Raw genomic sequence first — 18787 nt, forward strand, 5'->3', positions numbered from 1 at the left:
GCGCCCCGGCAAAGGGCAGAAGGGCGCCGTCGACGTCCGGGAAGCGCAGCGGGCGACCCGTGTCGCCGGTCACGGGCGGGCCTCGTGGGTCACCTCGGTCAGGGTGGTCGTGATCAGGGTGCGCAGCCAGCGGTGGGCGGCATCGCGGTCGTGGCGGGCGTGCCAGGTCAGTACGGCGGAGACCGGCGGGGCGTCGATGGGCAGGGCGTAGGTGCGCAGCGGTGCCGGCAGCGCCCGGCCGCCGAGCAGCGCGGGGGCGACGGTGACGAGGTCGTGGTCCGCCACGGTCCGCAGCGCCAGCGCCAGGGTGGGCACGGTGAACGCGACGCGCCTGCGCAGGTTCCGGGCCTCCAGCAGGTCGTCGACGCGGTCCCGGGTGCGGCCCCGGCGGGAGACCACCACCTGGGGCAGGACGGCGAACCCGGCCCAGGTGGACGGGTCGTGGGGCAGGCCGGGGCGGCCGACGACGGCGAGCGTGTCGGTGAGCAGGGTCGTCGAGCGCGTGTCGGCGTGCGGCGGGGTCTCGTCGGTGATCCGGAGGTCGACGTGGCCGCGGCGCAGTTCGTCGACGGTGGTGGTGTCCGCCTCGCCGAGCACCCGCAGGCAGACGCCGGGGGCGGTGGCGGCGAGCGGGCCGGCCAGCCGCGGAAGGAGGGCGCCCGCGACGACGTCGTTGCACTGGAGGGTGAAGGTGCGCTCCAGGGTGGCGGGGTCCACCTCGGCCGTCGGCGAGAGCACGACCTGGGCGCGGGTGACGAGCTGGTGGACCTCGTCGCGGATCTGCTCGGCGTACGGCGTGGGCAGCATCGCCCGGCCGGAGCGGACGAGGATCTCGTCCCCCGTGGCCTTCCTGATCCGGCCGAGGGTGCGGCTCATGGCGGGCTGCGACAGCCGCAGCCGGTCCGCGGCGGCGCCGACGCCGCGTTCTTCGAGCAGCGCGTCCAGCGCGACCAGGAGGTTCAGATCCAGATGCATGGGAGTAATGCTATTCATCAGAAGTATGCATTTGAAGTTATGCGACCCGCCCCCTTCACTGGACATCACTGGACACCGGCGCAGGACGGCGCCGGAACCGAGGGGAGCGAACGATGCGTACCGTGATCGTCGGGGGCGGGCTCGTGGGGCTCACGACCGCCGCGTCCCTCAGGTCGGCGGGACACGAGGTGACCGTGCTGGAGCAGGCCCCCGAGGTGCGGGCCGCCGGCGCAGGCATCGGACTGTGGCCCAACGCCCTGCGCGAGTTCGACCGGATCGGCGTCGGCGGCGCGGTCCGCGCCCTGGGCCGCGAGATCGACACCTGGTTCCACGACGCGGCCGGACGCCTGATACGGGCCGCCGGTTCCGACGCGCGCGACCACCGCTTCCTGCTCGTGCCCCGTCCCGCCCTGAACGGCCTGCTCGCCGACGCGGCGGGCCGGGACCGGATCCGGCTCGGCGCCCGCGCGAGCGGCTACACCGAGGACGGGACGGAGGTCGTCGTCCGCCTCTCGGACGGCTCGGAGCTGCGCGCGGACCTGCTGATCGGCGCGGACGGCGTGTACTCCCGGGTGCGCGCCCGACTGGTGCCCGGCAGTGACGCCGTGCCGCACGGCGGCCACTACGCCTGGCGCGCGCTGGTGCCCGCCGGGAACGAGCGGCCCGAGGGCACGGTGCTCACGGTCGGTGCGGACCGAACCCGGGGCGGCTACGCGCGCGTGTCGGACGGACGGACCATGTGGATGGTCAACCAGTTCGAGGCGGGTCCGCTCACCGGCACCCGGCGGGACCGGGCGCTGCTGCGCGCGCGGAACCTGGCCGCGGCGGGCTGGCACGACGACCTGCTGCGGATGATCGCCGAGACCCCCGAGGAGGCCGTCCTGGAGAACCGGATCATGTCCGTCCCGCCGCTGGAGCGCTGGACGGGCGAGCGGGTGGCGCTGATCGGGGACGCGGCGCACGGCCTGTCGCCGCACATCTCGGCGGGCGGCACCCTCGGCATCGAGGACGTGGGCGTGCTGCGCGCGTGCCTGGCGGCGGAGCCGGACACCGCGAAGGCGCTCGCGCGGTACGAGGCCGAGCGCACCGCCCGTTTCGAGGAGGTCCGCGCGCACGCGGACGCGGTGGAGCGGGCCGCCGGCGCCGAGGAGTTCGCGGAGCGGTACGCGGCCTTCAGCCGCTGGATGCTCACCACGGCACCCACCGGCTGAGCCCGGACGGGACGGCTCCAACTGGGACGTTGCATGACCATGCGGTCTCATGCATAATCTTCCTATGTCCAAGGTCCTCACCTCCCTTCCCGCCGGCGAGCGCGTCGGCATCGCCTTCTCCGGCGGGCTCGACACCTCGGTCGCGGTCGCGTGGATGCGCGACAAGGGCGCCGTCCCGTGCACCTACACCGCCGACATCGGCCAGTACGACGAGCCCGACATCGCCTCGGTGCCCGGCCGTGCGCACACCTACGGCGCCGAGATCGCGCGCCTGGTCGACTGCCGGGCCGCGCTGGTCGAGGAGGGCCTGGCCGCACTGACCTGCGGCGCGTTCCACATCCGCTCGGGCGGCCGGTCCTACTTCAACACCACCCCGCTGGGCCGGGCGGTCACCGGCACGCTGCTGGTGCGGGCCATGCTGGAGGACGACGTCCAGATCTGGGGCGACGGCTCGACCTTCAAGGGCAACGACATCGAGCGGTTCTACCGGTACGGGCTGCTCGCCAACCCGCACCTGCGGATCTACAAGCCCTGGCTGGACGCGGACTTCGTGACCGAGCTGGGCGGCCGCAAGGAGATGTCCGAGTGGCTGCTCGCCCACGGGCTGCCCTACCGGGACAGCACGGAGAAGGCGTACTCCACGGACGCCAACATCTGGGGCGCCACGCACGAGGCGAAGACCCTGGAGCACCTGGACAACGGCATCGAGACCGTCGACCCGATCATGGGCGTGCGGTTCTGGGAGCCCGAGGTCGAGATCCTTCCCGAGGACGTCACGATCGGCTTCGACCAGGGCCGGCCGGTGACCGTCAACGGCAAGGAGTTCGAGACCGCGGTCGAGCTGGTCATGGAGGCCAACGCGATCGGCGGCCGGCACGGGCTCGGCATGTCCGACCAGATCGAGAACCGGATCATCGAGGCCAAGAGCCGGGGCATCTACGAGGCGCCGGGCATGGCGCTGCTGCACGCGGCGTACGAGCGGCTCGTCAACGCGATCCACAACGAGGACACGGTCGCCCAGTACCACAACGAGGGGCGGCGCCTGGGCCGGCTCATGTACGAGGGCCGGTGGCTGGACCCGCAGGCGCTGATGATCCGCGAGTCGCTCCAGCGGTGGGTCGGCGCGGCCGTCACCGGTGAGGTGACCCTGCGGCTGCGGCGCGGCGAGGACTACTCGATCCTCGACACGACGGGCCCTGCGTTCAGCTACCACCCCGACAAGCTGTCGATGGAGCGCACCGAGGACGCCGCGTTCGGTCCGGTCGACCGGATCGGTCAGCTGACCATGCGGAACCTGGACATCGCCGACTCCCGCGCGAAGCTGGAGCAGTACGCCGGGCTGGGCCTCATCGGCTCCGCCAACCCGGCGATCGGTGCGGCGCAGGCCGCGGCGACGGGTCTGATCGGCAGCATGCCGGAGGGCGGCGCCGAGGCGATCGCCTCCCGTGGCGAGGCCGCGCCGGACGCCGACGAGCTGCTGGACCGGGCCGCCATGGAACTCGGCACGGACTGAGCGTGCCGCCCAGAAGGGCCGACCCGTACACCGGGTCGGCCCTTCTCGTTGCCGTAGGTACCCGGGCAGAGGCGCCGTCGGCCCGGGGGATCGCACGGGCGCCGTCGGCCCGGGGGATCGCACGGGTGCAGTGAGCCCGACGGATCGCACGGCGGTGCGGCGCCGTCGTGGCCGGGCGGGCGGTTCCCCGCGCCCCGGGCGGGGCGGTGCGGCCCCGTTCGGTGGAAATCGGGCCAGAGTTCCCGGATTGGCCTTGGCCGTCCGCGAGGGGGACGCCCTAGCTTCGGGGCATGCGGATTCGAATCGTTGACGCCTTCGCCGAGCGGCCGTTCGCCGGGAACCCCGCCGGGGTCGTCCTGCTCGACGCCTTCCCCGACGAGCGCTGGATGCAGAACGTCGCCATGGAGGTGAACCACGCCGAGACCGCCTTCGCGCACCCCCTGCCCGAAGGCGGCGACGCCGACTGGGCGTTGCGGTGGTTCACGCCGGTCACCGAGGTGGCGATGTGCGGACACGCCACGCTGGCGACGGCCCATGTGCTGCACACCACGGGAGCGCACGCGGGACCCGTGCGGTTCGCCACCCGCAGCGGGGTGCTGATCGCGTCGGCCGGGGCGGACGGATCGATCACCCTCGACTTCCCCACCGCCCCGCTCACCCGCGTCGACGCGCCCGCCGGTGTCGCCGGGGCGCTCGGGGCCGAGCCGGTCGCCGCCATCGACACCGGGCCGAACATCGGGGACCTGCTCCTCGAACTCGACGACGAGAAGACCGTCCTCGGGCTCTCGCCCGACCACAGGGCGCTCGGCGCCTACTCCGAGCGCGGGATCATCGCCACCGCCCGCGCCGAGGACCCCGCCAAGGGCTACGACTACGTCTCCCGCTGCTTCTTCCCGAACGTCGGCATCGACGAGGACCCGGTGACCGGCAGCGCGCACACCGCCCTCGCCCCGCACTGGTCCGGACGGCTGGGCCGGGACGACCTGACGGGGCTCCAGGCCTCCCGCCGTACCGGGCTCGTCCGCACCGGGCTGCGCGGTGACCGCGTCCTGCTGACCGGGCGCGCGGTCACCGTCGTCGACGGGGAACTGTTCACGCCGTAGGCAGCCAGCCCACCTTGCCGGCGAGCAGCGCGTAGCCGACGAACGCGCCGATGTCGAGCAGGGAATGCGCCACCACCAGCGGGCCGACCCGCCCCCACCGCCGGTACAGGTAGACGAAGACCACGCCCATCACCATGTTGCCGACGAAGCCGCCGATCCCCTGGTACAGGTGGTACGAGCCGCGCAGTACCGAACTGGCCACCAGAGCCGCCCCCGCGCTCCACCCCAACTGGTCCAGCCGGCGCAGCAGATAGCCGACGACGATGACCTCTTCGAGAATCGCGTTCTGCATCGCGGAGAGGATCAGCACGGGGTACTTCCACCACACGTCGGGCAGCGCCTCCGGTACCACCGTGAGGTTGAAGCCGAGGCCGCGAGCGGCCAGGTAGAAGGCGATCCCGGTGCTGCCGATCACCGCCGCGACGCCCGCTCCGCGCCCCAGGTCGGGCCACGGGCGGGTGCGGTCGAAGCCGAGTGTGCGCAGGCTCGCCCCCTCCCTCAGCAGGAGGTGGGCGACGAGCAGCACGGGCACGAGCGCGCTCGCGATGCCGAAGAGCTGCCAGGCCAGATCAAGCCAGGGGCGGCCCGGCGCGGCGGACGCGTTGAGGGTCGCCGCCTGGTCCTTGAGCCCGCCCGGTTTGGTGACCGATCCGACAAAGCTGATCAGGGCGGACACTCCGCTCGCACCGAGCGAAAGGCCCAGAACGAGCAGGGTCTCGTCCCGGAAGACGCGTCGCGTCGGCCGCTCCCGCGGATAGGAATCCGCCACCGTGTCCGCCTCCACCTGCACTCCTGCCTCCAGTTGGCCAATCCCGCCCCATGCCCATCTTCGCCCCGCTAGTGTCTCGAAAGCACTTACGAAAGCAGTGCGCGCCAGGCTGTCGGGGGACAGGGGAGGGGCACCACCGTCATGGGACGTCACAGCTTGCCCGATCAACACCGGGCGGGCGCGGCCGACCCCCGTCCACGTGCCCACCGCCGCACGGTGGCCGTCGCGACCGCCCTCGTGCTCGTCGTCGCCGGGGGCACCGCCGCGGCCGTGCGGAGCGGGCTGCTCTCCTTCGGCACGTCCTGCCAGGACGACCCGGTGCGGATGGAGATCGCCGCCTCCCCCGACCTGGCGCCCGCGCTGACGGCGGCGGCCGACCGGGCGCGCGAGCAGAACGTCACCTCCGACGGACGGTGCATCGCGGTCACGGTCGACGCCGAGGAGTCGTACAAGGTGACCGACACCCTCCGGGCGGGCCGGAAGCCGGACGCCCAGGTGTGGGTGCCGGACTCGTCGCTGTGGCTGGACCGGGTCGCGGCGGACGGTACGGCGACCCAGGTGACCTCGGTCGGCGAGGTGGCCACGACGCCGGTCGCGGTGGCCATGGTGCCGACGGCCGCCAAGTCGCTGGGGTGGCCCGACAAGACGTACAGCTGGCTGGAGCTGGTCGGCGCCGCGATGCAGGACGACTCGCTGAAGCTGGGCGCGGCCGATCCGGCGCGCAGCGCGACGGGCCTGCTCGCGCTGACCCAGCTCACCACGGCGGCGGCGAAGGTGAAGGGCGGGGCCACCCAGGGCGCCGCGATGATGAAGACCCTCTCGCAGCGCATCTCCGACACCGACGCGCAGGTCGTCGACACGTTGCCCCGCGACTCCTCCGGCACCGAACAGGGCAACCCCAAGCGCAACCAGGCGCTGATCCTCACCGAGCAGGCGGCGTACGCCCACAACGCGAAGGCCGGCTCCGGCAGCCGGCTCGACCTCTTCTACCCGAAGGACGGCTCACCCGCTCTCGACTACCCCTACACCCTGGTCGACGAGCCGGAGCTGAGCACCGACGAGAGCCGGGCGGCGCTGCGGTTCATGACGTACGTGCAGCAGCCGGCCCAGCGGAAGCTGCTCGCGAAGGCCGGTTTCCGCACGGACGACGAGAGCGTGCCGGCGGACCTGGTCGACCAGGCCGGCGGCGGCGGTCCGCAGCCCTACGACGAACCCGCCGTGGAACCGGCCTCCGACACGGCGGTGCGGGACGCGCTGGGCACCTGGACGATCACCGTGCAGAGCGCCCGCATCACCACGGTGGTCGACGCGTCCGGGTCCATGTCCGAGCCCGTGTCCGGGAGCCGTTCGCGCATGGACGTCACCAAGGCGTCCCTCCTCCAGGCCCTCGCCACCTTCACCCCCGAGGACGAGATCGGCCTGTGGGAGTTCGCCACCAAGCTGGACGGCGACAAGGACTACCGCGTCCTGGTCCCCACCGAGCGGCTCGGCGACCGCAAGGGCGACGGCACCCAACGCGACCTGCTCTCGGCGGCGTTCAGCGACCTCCAGCCCGTCCCCGGCGGCGCGACGGGTTTGTACGACACGACGCTCGCCGCGTACCGGGAGGCGACGTCCGGCTATGCCTCCGGCAAGTTCAACGCCCTGGTCATCCTGACGGACGGCGCGAACCAGGACCCCGGCAGCATCTCCCGCACCCACCTCGTCTCCGAGCTCCGCAGGCTCAGCAACCCGGAGAAGCCGGTCCCCCTCATCGTCATCGCGGTCGGCCCGGAGGCCTCCAAGGAGGAGGCCCAGCAGATAGCCGAGGCCACCGGCGGCTCCGGCCACCAGGTCGACGACCCCGCCCAGATCCACACGGTCATCCTCCAGGCGATCGTGGCGGCGGGCGCGAGCAGCAGCACGTCCTAGCAACACGGCGTCCCGCGAGGGGCGTGGGAGACCGGGCCGCCCGTCCCGCCGCCCCCGGCAGTCCGCCGGCGCTCACCCCGACAGCGCCGGCTCCGGCAGCCCCACCGGCCAGGTGTGCACCGGCTCCCCCGCGTTCATCAGCTCCGCGTACCGCCGGGTCATCGCGGCCAGCGCCGCGTCCCTCGGCATCCCCCGCTCCAGCGCCCGCCGGAACGTCGCCGCCTGCCAGGACGCCCCGTTCACCCGCCGCCGGCAGCGTTCGTCGATCACGCCGAGGTAGTGGTCGCGGTCCGCGGCCTCCACTCCCCACGCCTCGAGGCCCGCCTCCGCCAGCGGCAGCAGCTCGTCGCGCACCAGTGTCACCGCGTCCACCTCGGTGGTGCCCCCGCCGTAGCGGCCCCGCCGCGGCCAGACCAGCCGTGCGTCGATCCCGTCCCGGCACGCCGCGTCGAAGTTCGCCTCGGCCACGGCGAACGGCAGCCGTGTCCACACCGGCCGGCTCTCCTCCGCGAGGGCGCGGACCAGGCCGTAGTAGAACGCCGCGTTGGCGATGACGTCGGTGACCGTGGGCCCGGCCGGCAGCACGCGGTTCTCGACGCGCAGGTGCGGGACGCCGTCGGCGATGCCGTAGACCGGCCGGTTCCAGCGGTACACCGTGCCGTTGTGCAGGACGAGTTCGGCGAGCTTGGGCACCCCGCCCGCGTCCAGCACGGCCAGCGGGTCCTCCTCGTCGCAGATCGGCAGCAGTGCCGGGAAGAACCGCAGGTTCTCCTCGAACAGCTCGTACGCCGAGGTGATCCAGCGTTCGCCGAACCAGGTGCGCGGCCGTACGCCCTGCGCCTGGAGCTCCGGCGGGCGGGTGTCGGTGGCCTGGAGGAACAGCGGGGGCCGGGACTCGCGCCACAGTTCGCGGCCGAAGAGGAACGGGGAGTTGGCGCCGACCGCGATCTGCGGGGCGACGGCCGCCTGCGCCGCGTTCCACACGTCGGCGAAGCGGGCCGGGGTGACCTGGAGGTGCAGCTGTACGGAGGTGCAGGCGGCCTCGGGGACGATCGACTTCGAGGTGCACACGAGGTGCTCGACGCCCTCGATGTCGAGCCGGAAGTCCTCACCCCGGGCGGCCACGATCTGGTCGTTGAGCAGGGTGTACCGGTCGACCTCGGAGAGGTTCGTGGAGACCAGGTCGTCCCGCTCCAGTGTCGGCAGGATGCCGATCATCACGATGCCCGCGTCGACCTCGCCCGCCTTGCGGTCGGCGTACGCCAGCGAGGTCCGGAGTTCTTCCGCGAGCCGGTCGAATACCCGGCCGCCGAGCCGGTGTGGGGCTATGTTGACTTCCAGGTTGAACATGGCGAGTTCTGTTTGGAAATCGCGGCTCGCGATACGTTCGAGAACCTGTCCGTTCAGCATTCTCGGCATGCCGTCGGTGCCCGCGAGATTCAATTCGATCTCGACACCCATCAGATTCTTGGGCCGGTCGAACCGCTTCTCCACCAGCAGCCGCTCCAGCCCCGACAGACAGCTGTGGAGCTTTTCGCGGTAGCGCTGGCGATCGGACAGGTCGAACCGGCCCGCCACGACCTTCTCCCCCATCGAAGCGTCCCTCCTCGATCGGGCGGGCCGAGGTTCCGGCCGCCGGTGTCCCGGGTCCAGGAGTGATGATGCCCAGCGGAGGCGATCGATAACGTCCCGCGCGGGCCCGGCACCCGCTACGCTGTCGAAATGTGTCCTGTGGCACATTCACGGGGCATGGCGCAGCACGCAACTTCAAGTGCCCCGATCCGCTCGTGAAAAACGCCGACGACATTCGGCCGACCGCGAGAACGGAATATCCCGAGGCCGGCGTGGAGCGCGGGTCCGGAAATCGGGAGGATTCCCACAAATCAACGACCGAATTGCACCTTGCGCTGTTCTGTGAAACGGCCCGGTGAAACTCCGCCTGAACGGGTGTCGTATAAACTCCGCGAACAAGGCAGAAGGCTGGCGCCCACGGTCCTGGTTCCTGCCGTCTGGGTGACGTGCGGCAGACAACGGCCGCACCTCTCTTCTCCGAACCGGGCCCCCGCCTCTCTGACCCCCCGTGAGCTGACAGCGCCGTCCGCCCCCGCCCTCGCGCCGCCGCGCCTGTCGAATGAGAGGCGACCCACCATGCCGTTGCTATTCCCCCCTGCCCCCGCGCCCGCACTGCGTTCCGTCCTCACCGCCCTCGGTTCCCCCACCGCGGTCCGTGAGGCCCGTACCCCCGCCCTGCGCGCCGCGCAGGGCCCCGCGATCCCCGAACTCCCGCTGCCCGTGCACGTACTGGACCGGATCACCCCGGAGGGCGTGTCCGCGACCCGGCTGACCGGCTGGCGCTTCCTGATCCGCTGCGGCGACCGGGCGGTGGCCGCGGCCGAGACGATGCTCACCCCGGACGGCTGGACGTTCTCGCACTTCTTCGAGGGGCCCTGGATCACCTCCACCGAGCGGGCCCTGCACCAGGCCGAGGCCCTGCAACAGACCTACCAGCCACGCCTGCTGTCCGTGCCCGCGCTCTACATGCTGACCCTGTGGCTGCACGGCGACCACACGGCCGACGGCGCCGAGGGCCACCCCGCGGCGAGCGACCTGCTCGTCCCGCTGGCGCCCGCCCCGCCGGGCATCGCGGCCCACCGGCCGCACCTGGTCGCCGAACTCCTCCCGGTGCTGACCCACCGGGCGACCCCGGCGCCCCTCCTCGTCACCCCCGCCGTCACCGCCGCCCTCACACCAGGCGTCACCCCCGCCGTCACCCCCGCCTGAGCCCCGCGCCGCCGTACCCCGCCGTACCCCGCAGTTCCCGAAGGGGCGACGGGGTACGTCCGGGTGCCCGTGAGCCGGGAGAGCACCGCCTCCACCGCCCGGACTAGCCCCATCCGGCCATGCGAAACCATCCGAATCGACGGTCCGGTGGCGGTGAACCGACCGCGCGGGTGACGCGTCTCCAACCTGTGAGAAGCGGTGCAGCGAAATCCCTGCGGAAGCACGCCCGGAGGGCAACACTGGTTTCGACCGACTCATCATCACGGGGACCGACATGACCACGACCGAGCGAGAGACCCCACTCATGTGCCAGCACCAGCCGCCGTGTCCGACCGCCGAATCCGCCGACCGGGAGTCCGCCCGTCTGGTGGCGCACCACCCGGAGCAGGGCTGGAGCCTGCTGTGCAACGGCGTTCTGCTGTTCGAGGACACCGGTGAGCTCCTGCCCGACGGCAAGATCATCGCGCCGCACCGCCCGCTCGGTGCCGGTCGCGTCGCGACCGCCGTCTGAGCGAACGCCGTCCGAGACGGAACACGCACCACCCCGGGCGGCCCCGCCGCTCCGCCCGGTGACTTGAGGGGCCGGACGCACAGACACGGTGCGCACCGGCCCCGACGCATGTCCGAGGCCGGCTACCCGGTGTAGCCGAGTGCTGAGCGGAGCGCGAAGTAGGCGGGTTTGGGGGCGAGTTGCTCGTCCCAGGGCAGGGCCGCGCCCTCGCCGGGGAAGAACGCCGGGATCCACGAGTACTTGTCCGTCCAGTCCCAGACGGTGATGCCGACGCATCCGCGCACCGCGAGGCAGGCCTCGGTCAGGTCGGCGTACCAGGCCGCCTGCTCGGCCAGCTTCTCGTCGGTGGCGGGCAGTTGCATCCGGATGTCCACCTCGGTGAGCGCGGTGTCCAGGCCGAGGCGGGAGAAGCGCCGCAGGTTCTCCTCCAGGGTGCCCGGATAGCCGTACTGGAGGGCGAGGTGGGCCTGGAGGCCGATGCCGTCCAACGGGACCCGCTCGGCCCTGAGTTCCCGGGCCAGCCGGTAGTAGGCGTCGCTCTTGGGGCCGGTGGCCTCGATGTTGTAGTCGTTGAGGTACAGCTTGGCGTGCGGGTCGGCCTGGTGGGCCCAGCGCAGCGCGTCCGCGATGTAGCCGGGGCCGAGCGTCTTATACCAGAGGGTCTCGCGGTAGGTGCCGTCCTCGTTGAACGCCTCGTTGACCACGTCCCAGGAGTAGACCCGGCCCCGGTAGTGCCGTACCTCGGTCTGGATGTGCTTCTTGAGCACCGCCCGCAGTTCGGTGGCCGTCCACTCGCGGGAGGTCAGCCAGCCCGGCAGCTGGCTGTGCCAGACCAGGGTGTGGGCGCGGACCCGCTGGTGGTTGCGGTGGGCGAGGTCCACGATCTGGTCGCCGGCGGTCCAGTCGAAGACGCCCTGTTCGGGTTCGGTGGCGTACCACTTCATGCCGTTGCCCGGCGTGATCATGTCGAACTCGCTGCCGAGCAGCGCGGTGTAGGCGGTGTCGGTGAGTTCGGGGTTGTCGGTGGCGCTGCCGAAGTAGCGGCCGTGGCGCTGGGCCAGTTCGGCGAGGGTGGGCTGCCGTTCGTGGGCCTGGGCGGCCGGGCCGGTGGCGATCCCGGCGGCCACGAGCACGGCCGCGAGGGCACCGGCGAGTCTGAGACGTGCACGGGACATCGTGCGACTCCGATCAGTAGGGGATCAGCCCTTGGTGGCGCCTGCGGTGAGGCCGCCGACCAGCTGGCGTTCGGCGACCGAGTAGAAGGCCAGGGCGGGCACCATGGCGAGGACGAGATACGCGAAGACGCGGGCGTAGTCGGTGGCGTACTGGCCCTGGAACTGCTGCACGCCGATGGGGATGGTCCACCACTTGGACTCGTTGAAGACCAGCAGCGGCAGGAAGAAGTTGTTCCAGCTGGTGACGACCGCGAGCACGGAGACCGTGCCGAGGGCCGGGCGGGCCATCGGCAGCAGGATCCGCCAGAAGAACGCGAACGGCCCGCAGCCGTCGAGGGTGGCCGCCTCCTCCAGCTCCCCCGGGATCTCCCGGAAGAAGCCGCGCAGGATCATGATGGTCATCGGCAGCCCGAACGCGGCCTGCGGCAGGATCACGCCCAGCGGGTTGTCCAGCAGGTCCATCGAGCGCAGCAGCAGGAAGAGCGGCAGCGCGGCCACCGCGAAGGGGAACATCAGCCCCATCGTGAACACGGTGAAGAGCACTTCGCGCCCGCGGAAGGCGAACCGGGCGAAGGAGAAGGCCGCCAGCGCCGACACGGCGACCACGAGCACCGTCGTGGCCACCGCGATCAGCGTGCTGTTGCCGACCAGCCGCCAGAAGGAGCCGGAGCCGAGGATGTCGGTGTAGTTGGCGGTGACCCAGGAGCGGGGCAGCCCCACCGGGTTGGCGGACAGTTCGTCGGTGGACTTGAACCCGGACAGCGCCGCGTACAGCACGGGTACGGCCATCACCGCGCCGACCAGGACGAGGACCAGGTGCGTCGGCAGGGTCCGCGCGCTCCTGCGGTCGCTCATGCGCCGTCTCCCCTCATGGTGGTGGTGGCGCCGGCCAGGTCGCGGCGGAGCACGAACCGCTGGTAGGCGAGGGCGAAGACGAGGCTGACGGCGAACATGGCGACGCTGATCGCGCTGGCGTAGCCGACCTGGTAGCGCTTGAAGCCGTACTGGAACATGGTCACGGCCATGGTCTCCGAGTGGTGGTCGGGGCCGCCCGCGGTGATCACCCACACCAGGTCGAAGAGCTGGATGGAGCCGATCACCGACAGGAAGACGCTGATGCGCAGGGTGGGCGCGAGCAGCGGCAGGGTGACATGGCGGAAGCGCTGCCAGGGCGAGGCGCCGTCGACGGTCGCGGCCTCCGTCAGCTCGGCCGGGATGGACTGGAGCCCGGCCAGGTAGAGCATCATGTGGAAGCCGAAGTACTTCCAGGTCATGACCAGGAAGAGGGTGGCCATGACGGTGGAGGGGTCGGAGAACCACTCGCCGCCGAGGCCGTCGAGCCCGACGGCGCCCAGCACGTGGTCGGCGAGCCCCTGGCCGGGGGCGAAGAGCATGCCGAAGAGCACACCGGTGATCGCCTCGGAGAGCACGTACGGCGCGAAGAACAGCATCCGGTAGACGGCCCGGCCGCGGATCCGCTGGTTGAGCAGGACCGCCATGGCGAGCGCGAACGGCAGTTGCAGCGCCAGCGACAGCAGGACCAGCAGCAGGCAGCGCCACAGGTCGCCGAGGAAGACGTCGTCCTGGAAGAGCCGGGTGAAGTTGTCGGTGCCGGTGTAGTCGGAGGGCATGCCGAAGCCGCCCCAGCGGAAGAAGGAGGCGTACAGCGCGAACAGGATCGGCAGCAGGACGAGCACGCCGAACAGCACCAGGGCGGGCAGCTGGAAGCCCATCGCGGTGAGCCAGTGCAGCAGGCGGCGCCGGGAGCGGGCCCGGCCCGAGGGCGGGAGCGGCTGCGGGGAGGCGTCCGCTCCCGACCGCGTGCCGGGCAGGTAGGTCGAGGTCATCGGGCGGCCTACTGCTCTTCCTTCGCGGTCTTGGTGATCGCCTGGGCGACGTCCTCGGGCGACTTGGACCCGGCGATCAGCCCGGCCACGCTGTCGTTGACCTGCTGGCCGACGGCGGGCGCGTACGCCTGGTCGAGGTAGAGCTGGAATCCGGTGGCGGCCTTCAACTGGGTCTGCACGAGCTTGAGGTTGGCGTCGGTGAGCGCGCTCTCGGCGGCCGGTACGACGGGCAGCACGCCGGTCTTCTTCACCAGTTCCGCGTCCGTGGCCTCGGAGGCGAAGAACTTCAGGAAGTCGACGGCGGCCTGCGGGGCGCCGGCGCGCAGCGCGTGTCCGCCGCCGCCGCCGAAGACCTCGGTGACGGTGCCCTTGCCGCCCTCGACGGCCGGGAAGGCGAAGAAGCCGAGGTCGGCGCCGACGCCCTTGCCTGCGTCGGCCTCGACGACCGGCGCCCACTGGCCCATCAGCTCCATGGCGGCCCTGCCGTTGCCGACGGTGGCGGCCTGGCCGGTGGGGCTGGAGTAGGCGGCGCCCAGGAAGCCCTTCTGGAACGGCTCCAGGGCGACGAGGTCCTTCAGGCGCTGTCCGGCCTGGACGAACCCGGCGCCGGTGAAGTCCTTGTCGTCGTTCGCCTTCTTGAGGGCGTCGATCCCGGCGGTGCGCATGGCGAGGTAGGCCCAGTAGTACATGCCGGTCCAGCTCTCCTTGCCGGCCAGGGCGAGGGGGGTGACACCGGCGGCCTTCAGCTTCTTCACCGCGTCGAGGAAGGCGCTCCAGGTGGTGGGCGGTGCGCTGACGCCCGCCTTCTTGAAGAGCGCCTTGTTGTACCAGAAGCCGACCATGCCGATGTCGAAGGGGATGCCGTACGTCTTGCCGTCCAGGATGTACGGCTCCTTGGCGACCGGGAGGAGTCCTTCGGCCCAGGCCTTGGTCGGGTCGGTGAGGTCCTCGACCAGCCCGGCGTCGACCTGCTGCCGAAGGACGCCGCCGCCCCAGGTGTGGAAGATGTCGGGGAGCTTCCCGGAGGCGGTCAGCGCGGTCATCTTCGTCTTGTAGGCGTCGTTCTCCAGCTGGGTGATCTTTATCTTGACCTTGGGGTTCTGCGCCTCGAACTTCTTGGCGAGGGCCGCCCACACGCCCTTCGTCGGGTTGGTCGTGGAGATGTTCCACCACTCGATGGTGGTGATCCCCGACGACCCTCCGTCGGAGTCGCCGCCACAGCCGCTGAGTGCGGTCATACCCAGACCGGCGGCCGCGGTGGCCGCCAGGAAACCGCGACGGGACAGTGCGGGGTCGCCCATGATGCGCTCCTCGGGGTACGGGACGACCGGCGCCGTCCTGGTTCGCTGGGGTGCTTCGAATCTTTCGGACACGGCGCGACGGCCGCCGTCCCGTCCCAGGGAGCGCGATTCGCCGCACATCGTTGATCATCCGAGCCAACGGTCGATCGAAACATTCGGCATTTTCACCGAACGTTCCGAACGGCGACTTTAGAAAGGCGGATCAGGAGCGTCAAGGTGTCGCGCATCAGCTGATGGGCGTGTACGCGAACCAGTCGAAGGCGGCGCGGCCCTCGGTGACGTACATGCCGATCACCCGGCCGGTGAACCCGCCCGCCACCTGCGTGGACAGATAGCGCCCGTCCAGTTCGGCCAGCCGGACGGCGCCGGCGGGTGTTTCGACCGAGAGGATCACGGCGTCGGGCCCGGCGGGACGGACCCCGGCCGGGCCGTCGGCCTCCGGCCCCTCGGCGGCCGTGGCGGCGGTGGCCGCGGGCGGTGGCACCCGGTCCGTGCGCGTCTCGATCACGAGGGTCAACGGGCCCGCCGGCACCGGGTGTTCGGCGATCCGCTGCCGCAGCGGCCCGATCCGCGCGACCACGCTCACCACTCCCGCGCCCACCTCTAGGTCGTAGTGGTGCGCCTCGTCGATGCGGACCGAGAGGCCGGCGCGTGCCGTACCGGGGTCGAGCAGCGCGGCGGCACGGCAGTCGGGGTGCTGCTGGCGGCGGCCGAGGAGGGTGTGGCCGGGGCGGTCGAGGCTGTCCCCGGTGGCCGTGAGCGTCAGCCACCCGGGCCGCTCGGTCAGCGACCAGGAGCCGTCCGGGCGGCTGCGCGGGGAGATCCACTGCGGTGCGAGCACCGTGCCCGTGAAGTCGTCGCGCACGGGCGGCTGTTCGAGCGGGTGCCAGACGTCCGGCGCCCGGTGGCGCTCACGCACCGGTCCCATGCGCGGCCAGCCGTCCACCCATTCCACCGGGGCCAGGAAGGTCTCCCGGCCGAGGACGTGGAACTCCGGGAACCAGCCGCGCGGCCGGGTTCCGAGCAGCACCGCCCACCAACTGCCGTCGGCCGCCCGCACCAGGTCGGCGTGCCCGGTGCACTGGACCGGCTCCCGGGTGCCCCGGTGGGACACCAGCGGGTTGTCCGGCGCCGGCTCCCAGGGGCCGCGCGGGGAGCGGGCGCGCGCCACCGACACCCCGTGCCCGAGCGCGGTGCCGCCCTCGGCGACCAGCAGGTACCACCACTCCCCCACCCGATACAGGTGCGGCGCCTCGGGATCGCGCAGCCCGGTCCCCGACCACATCGGCAGCGGCCCCTCCAGGACCTTTCCGCTGCGGGTGTCGATCCGGGCGACGGCGACCCCCGCCACGGCGCACCAGCAGTCGCCGTTCTCGTCCCAGGCGAGGTCGGGGTCGATGCCGGGCAGGTCGATCCGGACCGGGTCCGACCAGGGACCCTCGGGGCGCTCGGCGGTGACGAGGAGGTTGCCGCCGCCGCTCACATCGGTCGTGACGACGTGGAAGAGCCCGTCGTGGTACCGGATGGTCGGCGCGTAGACCCCGCCGGAGGCCGGGGTGTCCGCGGGCAGCGCCAGCTGGCCGGGCCGGTCGAGGACGTTGCCGATCTGCCGCCAGTGCACCAGGTCCCTGCTGTGCAGGAGCGGGACGCCGGGGAAGTACTCGAAGCTGGAACAGACCAGGTAGTAGTCGTCCCCCACCCGGCACACGCTCGGGTCGGGATGGAAGCCGGGGATGACCGGGTTGTCGTACGTCCGCATGCGCGCGCCCTCCCGAGGCCGCCGTGCCGAAAGTTTCGGCGAGGTCGGCGAACCTTACGGGGCGCACTGTAGAAGGGCGGTCCGGGACCGACAAGAAGCGCTCTCAGAGCGTCAGCCGGTAGGGCAGCAGGCACACCACGACGTCGGTGCGGGCCCGCAGGACGGTCGCGAGGAGGAGGCCGCGCTGGTTCTGGAGGATCTCGTAACGGCGGTGCCGGGGCTCCACCTCCGGGATGAGGACGGCCACCTGACGGCCGTCCGCCGCCGCCCGCTGGACGTACTCGACGATCGGCTGCACCAACGACCGGTGCGGGCTGTCGACGATGTCGAGCCGGACCCCGGGGTTCCACCGCTCCCAGGCCTGCGCCAGCGCGCGGGACCGGTCGGGGTCCGCGTGCACCGCGACCGCGACCACCTCGTCGCCGAGGGCGAGGGCCGCGCCCAGGGCGTGCCGGGCGAGCTTGCTGACCTCGCCGACCGGCACGATCACCAGACTGGCGGTGCGCCGGGGCGGCGGCTGCGGAATCCGTCCCAGCCCCAGCTCCTCCCCGACGGCGGTGTAGTAGCGCTCGATGCGGGCGAACAGCAGCATCATCAGCGGTACGGCGATCACCACCACCCAGGCGCCCGCCAGGAACTTGGTGAACAGCAGGATGACCCCGGCCAGGGTGGTGAGCAGGGCGCCGGTGCCGTTGACCAGGGCGCGGCGCCTCCAGCCGGGCGGCCGTCCGGTCGCCCAGTGCCGGACCAGTCCGGTCTGGCTGAGGGTGAAGCCGATGAAGACGCCGATGGCGAAGAGCGGGAGCAGCCGGTGGGTGTCGGCGTCGGTCGCGGCCAGCAGCAGCGCGGCCAGCAGGGCGAGGGCGAGCACGCCGTAGCGGTAGACCGGGCGTTCGGCGCGCAGGCCGAAGAGGTGGGGCAGCCGGTGGTCGCGGGCGAGCAGGCTCATCAGCACCGGCAGCCCGCCGAAGCTGGTGTTGGCGGCCAGGCCGAGGACGAGGGCGACGACGACGTTGGTGGCGTAGTACGGCCAGCCCGTCCCGTACGCGCCCGCGGTGAGCTGGGCGAGGACGGTGACCCCGCCGCGCGGGGCGACGTGGTCGCGGTGGATCAGGACCGCCAGCCCGACCAGCATGGTGCCGAGCAGCGCGCCGAGCATCAGCTCGGTCCGCTGGGCCCGCCTGACGCTCGGGTCCCGGAAGGTCGGGACGGCGTTGGCGATGGCCTCCACACCGGTCAGGGCCGAGCAGCCGGACGAGAACGCCTTCAGGATCACCAGCAGGCTCAGGGCCTCGGCCTGGCGGACGGGCTGCGCGGTGCCGACGACGGCGACCGGCTGCCCGCGCACCAGGCCGAGCAGGACCACGCCGAGGACCGCCACGACGAACAGGACGGTCGGCAGCATCAGCACCCGGGCGCTGTCGGTGACGCCGCGCAGGTTCACGGCCGTGAGCAGGGCCAGACCGGCCAGGCACACCGGCAGCTTGTCGTGGGCGAGGGCGGGGAAGGCGGAGGCGAGCGCGTCGGCACCGGCGGCGAGACTGACGGCGACGGTCAGCACGTAGTCGACGACCAGGCTGGCGGCGGCGAGCAGGCTCGCGGTGGCGCCCAGGTCCGCCTTCGCGACCGCGTAGGCGCCACCGCCGTCCGGGTGAACGGCGATCACCTGCCCGTACGACACGACGAGCACCGCGAGCAGGAAGGTGATCGCCAGGGTGATGGGCAGGGTCGCCGCGAGCGCGCCGGTACCGGCGACCACCAGGGCCAGCACGATGGCCTCGGGGCCGTACGCCACCGAGCTCAGCGCGTCCAGCGACAGCGCGGCGAGCCCTTCCAGGCTGGTGAGCCGGTGCTTCTCGCCCTCGCCGGGCCGCAGCGGAACCCGCGGTCTCAGCTCACGACGTGCCAGGCCATACGCCATCGGGACCTCA

General features: G+C 72.1%; 15 protein-coding genes. 6 read left to right on the forward strand and 9 right to left on the reverse strand.

Annotation, left to right across the window (positions count from 1 at the left end; all coding sequences use genetic code 11):
* Window positions 1–69: 69 nt before the first annotated feature.
* The gene (locus ACZ619_RS21430) at window positions 70–975 is read right to left on the reverse strand and encodes a LysR family transcriptional regulator (protein WP_469601120.1); all 906 of its coding nucleotides are present in this window, start codon (window positions 973–975) and stop codon (window positions 70–72) included.
* 113 nt (window positions 976–1088) lie between these two features.
* Between ACZ619_RS21430 and ACZ619_RS21435 the strand changes: the two genes are divergently transcribed.
* The 3 genes from ACZ619_RS21435 to ACZ619_RS21445 all read left to right on the forward strand — a co-directional run bounded on the left by ACZ619_RS21435 (window position 1089) and on the right by ACZ619_RS21445 (window position 4802).
* Complete coding sequence (locus ACZ619_RS21435; protein ID WP_469601122.1) at window positions 1089–2186, forward strand: FAD-dependent oxidoreductase; 1098 nt, start codon at window positions 1089–1091, stop codon at window positions 2184–2186.
* Window positions 2187–2250: 64 nt separating this feature from the next.
* Window positions 2251–3699: an argininosuccinate synthase gene (gene argG / locus ACZ619_RS21440; protein WP_469601124.1), complete on the forward strand. Its 1449-nt coding sequence runs from the start codon at window positions 2251–2253 to the stop codon at window positions 3697–3699.
* 290 nt (window positions 3700–3989) lie between these two features.
* Window positions 3990–4802: a PhzF family phenazine biosynthesis protein gene (locus ACZ619_RS21445; protein ID WP_469601127.1), complete on the forward strand. Its 813-nt coding sequence runs from the start codon at window positions 3990–3992 to the stop codon at window positions 4800–4802.
* Here ACZ619_RS21445 and ACZ619_RS21450 read toward each other — a convergent pair.
* Window positions 4792–5592 (reverse strand): CPBP family intramembrane glutamic endopeptidase, encoded by an 801-nt coding sequence (locus tag ACZ619_RS21450; protein WP_469601129.1) that lies wholly within the window; start codon window positions 5590–5592, stop codon window positions 4792–4794. The two genes, ACZ619_RS21445 and ACZ619_RS21450, sit on opposite strands and share 11 nt — an antisense overlap.
* 120 nt (window positions 5593–5712) lie before the next feature.
* Between ACZ619_RS21450 and ACZ619_RS21455 the strand changes: the two genes are divergently transcribed.
* Window positions 5713–7482 (forward strand): substrate-binding and VWA domain-containing protein, encoded by a 1770-nt coding sequence (locus ACZ619_RS21455; protein WP_469601132.1) that lies wholly within the window; start codon window positions 5713–5715, stop codon window positions 7480–7482.
* Between the two features lie 72 nt (window positions 7483–7554).
* Here ACZ619_RS21455 and ACZ619_RS21460 read toward each other — a convergent pair whose 3' ends face one another.
* Window positions 7555–9075, reverse strand: coding sequence for a glutamate-cysteine ligase family protein (locus ACZ619_RS21460; RefSeq protein ID WP_469601134.1), 1521 nt, complete (start codon window positions 9073–9075; stop codon window positions 7555–7557).
* A 555-nt stretch (window positions 9076–9630) separates the two neighbouring features.
* On the opposite strand from ACZ619_RS21460, the gene ACZ619_RS21465 reads away from it, so the two are divergent.
* Complete coding sequence (locus ACZ619_RS21465; protein WP_469601136.1) at window positions 9631–10263, forward strand: hypothetical protein; 633 nt, start codon at window positions 9631–9633, stop codon at window positions 10261–10263.
* Between the two features lie 304 nt (window positions 10264–10567).
* A complete protein-coding gene (locus ACZ619_RS21470; RefSeq protein ID WP_469601242.1) occupies window positions 10568–10774 on the forward strand; it encodes a DUF5999 family protein in 207 nt (68 codons plus the stop codon).
* Between the two features lie 122 nt (window positions 10775–10896).
* Here the strand turns inward: ACZ619_RS21470 and ACZ619_RS21475 are convergent, their stop codons facing one another.
* From ACZ619_RS21475 to ACZ619_RS21500, 6 genes are all read right to left on the reverse strand, one after another.
* The gene (locus tag ACZ619_RS21475; RefSeq protein ID WP_469601138.1) at window positions 10897–11949 is read right to left on the reverse strand and encodes an endo-1,4-beta-xylanase; all 1053 of its coding nucleotides are present in this window, start codon (window positions 11947–11949) and stop codon (window positions 10897–10899) included.
* Between the two features lie 24 nt (window positions 11950–11973).
* On the reverse strand, window positions 11974–12804 hold the full coding sequence (locus ACZ619_RS21480; protein ID WP_469601141.1) for a carbohydrate ABC transporter permease: 831 nt from the start codon (window positions 12802–12804) through the stop codon (window positions 11974–11976).
* Window positions 12801–13796, reverse strand: coding sequence for a carbohydrate ABC transporter permease (locus ACZ619_RS21485; protein ID WP_469601143.1), 996 nt, complete (start codon window positions 13794–13796; stop codon window positions 12801–12803). Before ACZ619_RS21485 ends, ACZ619_RS21480 begins: the two co-directional genes overlap by 4 nt.
* An 8-nt stretch (window positions 13797–13804) precedes the next feature.
* Window positions 13805–15097, reverse strand: a complete 1293-nt coding sequence (locus tag ACZ619_RS21490; RefSeq protein ID WP_469601145.1) for an extracellular solute-binding protein — start codon at window positions 15095–15097, stop codon at window positions 13805–13807.
* A 226-nt stretch (window positions 15098–15323) separates the two neighbouring features.
* Complete coding sequence (locus ACZ619_RS21495) at window positions 15324–16856, reverse strand: glycoside hydrolase family 43 protein (protein WP_469601147.1); 1533 nt, start codon at window positions 16854–16856, stop codon at window positions 15324–15326.
* Between the two features lie 103 nt (window positions 16857–16959).
* Window positions 16960–18777: an APC family permease gene (locus ACZ619_RS21500; protein ID WP_469601149.1), complete on the reverse strand. Its 1818-nt coding sequence runs from the start codon at window positions 18775–18777 to the stop codon at window positions 16960–16962.
* Window positions 18778–18787: the final 10 nt, after the last annotated feature.

The sequence above is a fragment of the Streptomyces sp. NPDC104367 genome, from assembly GCF_055583825.1.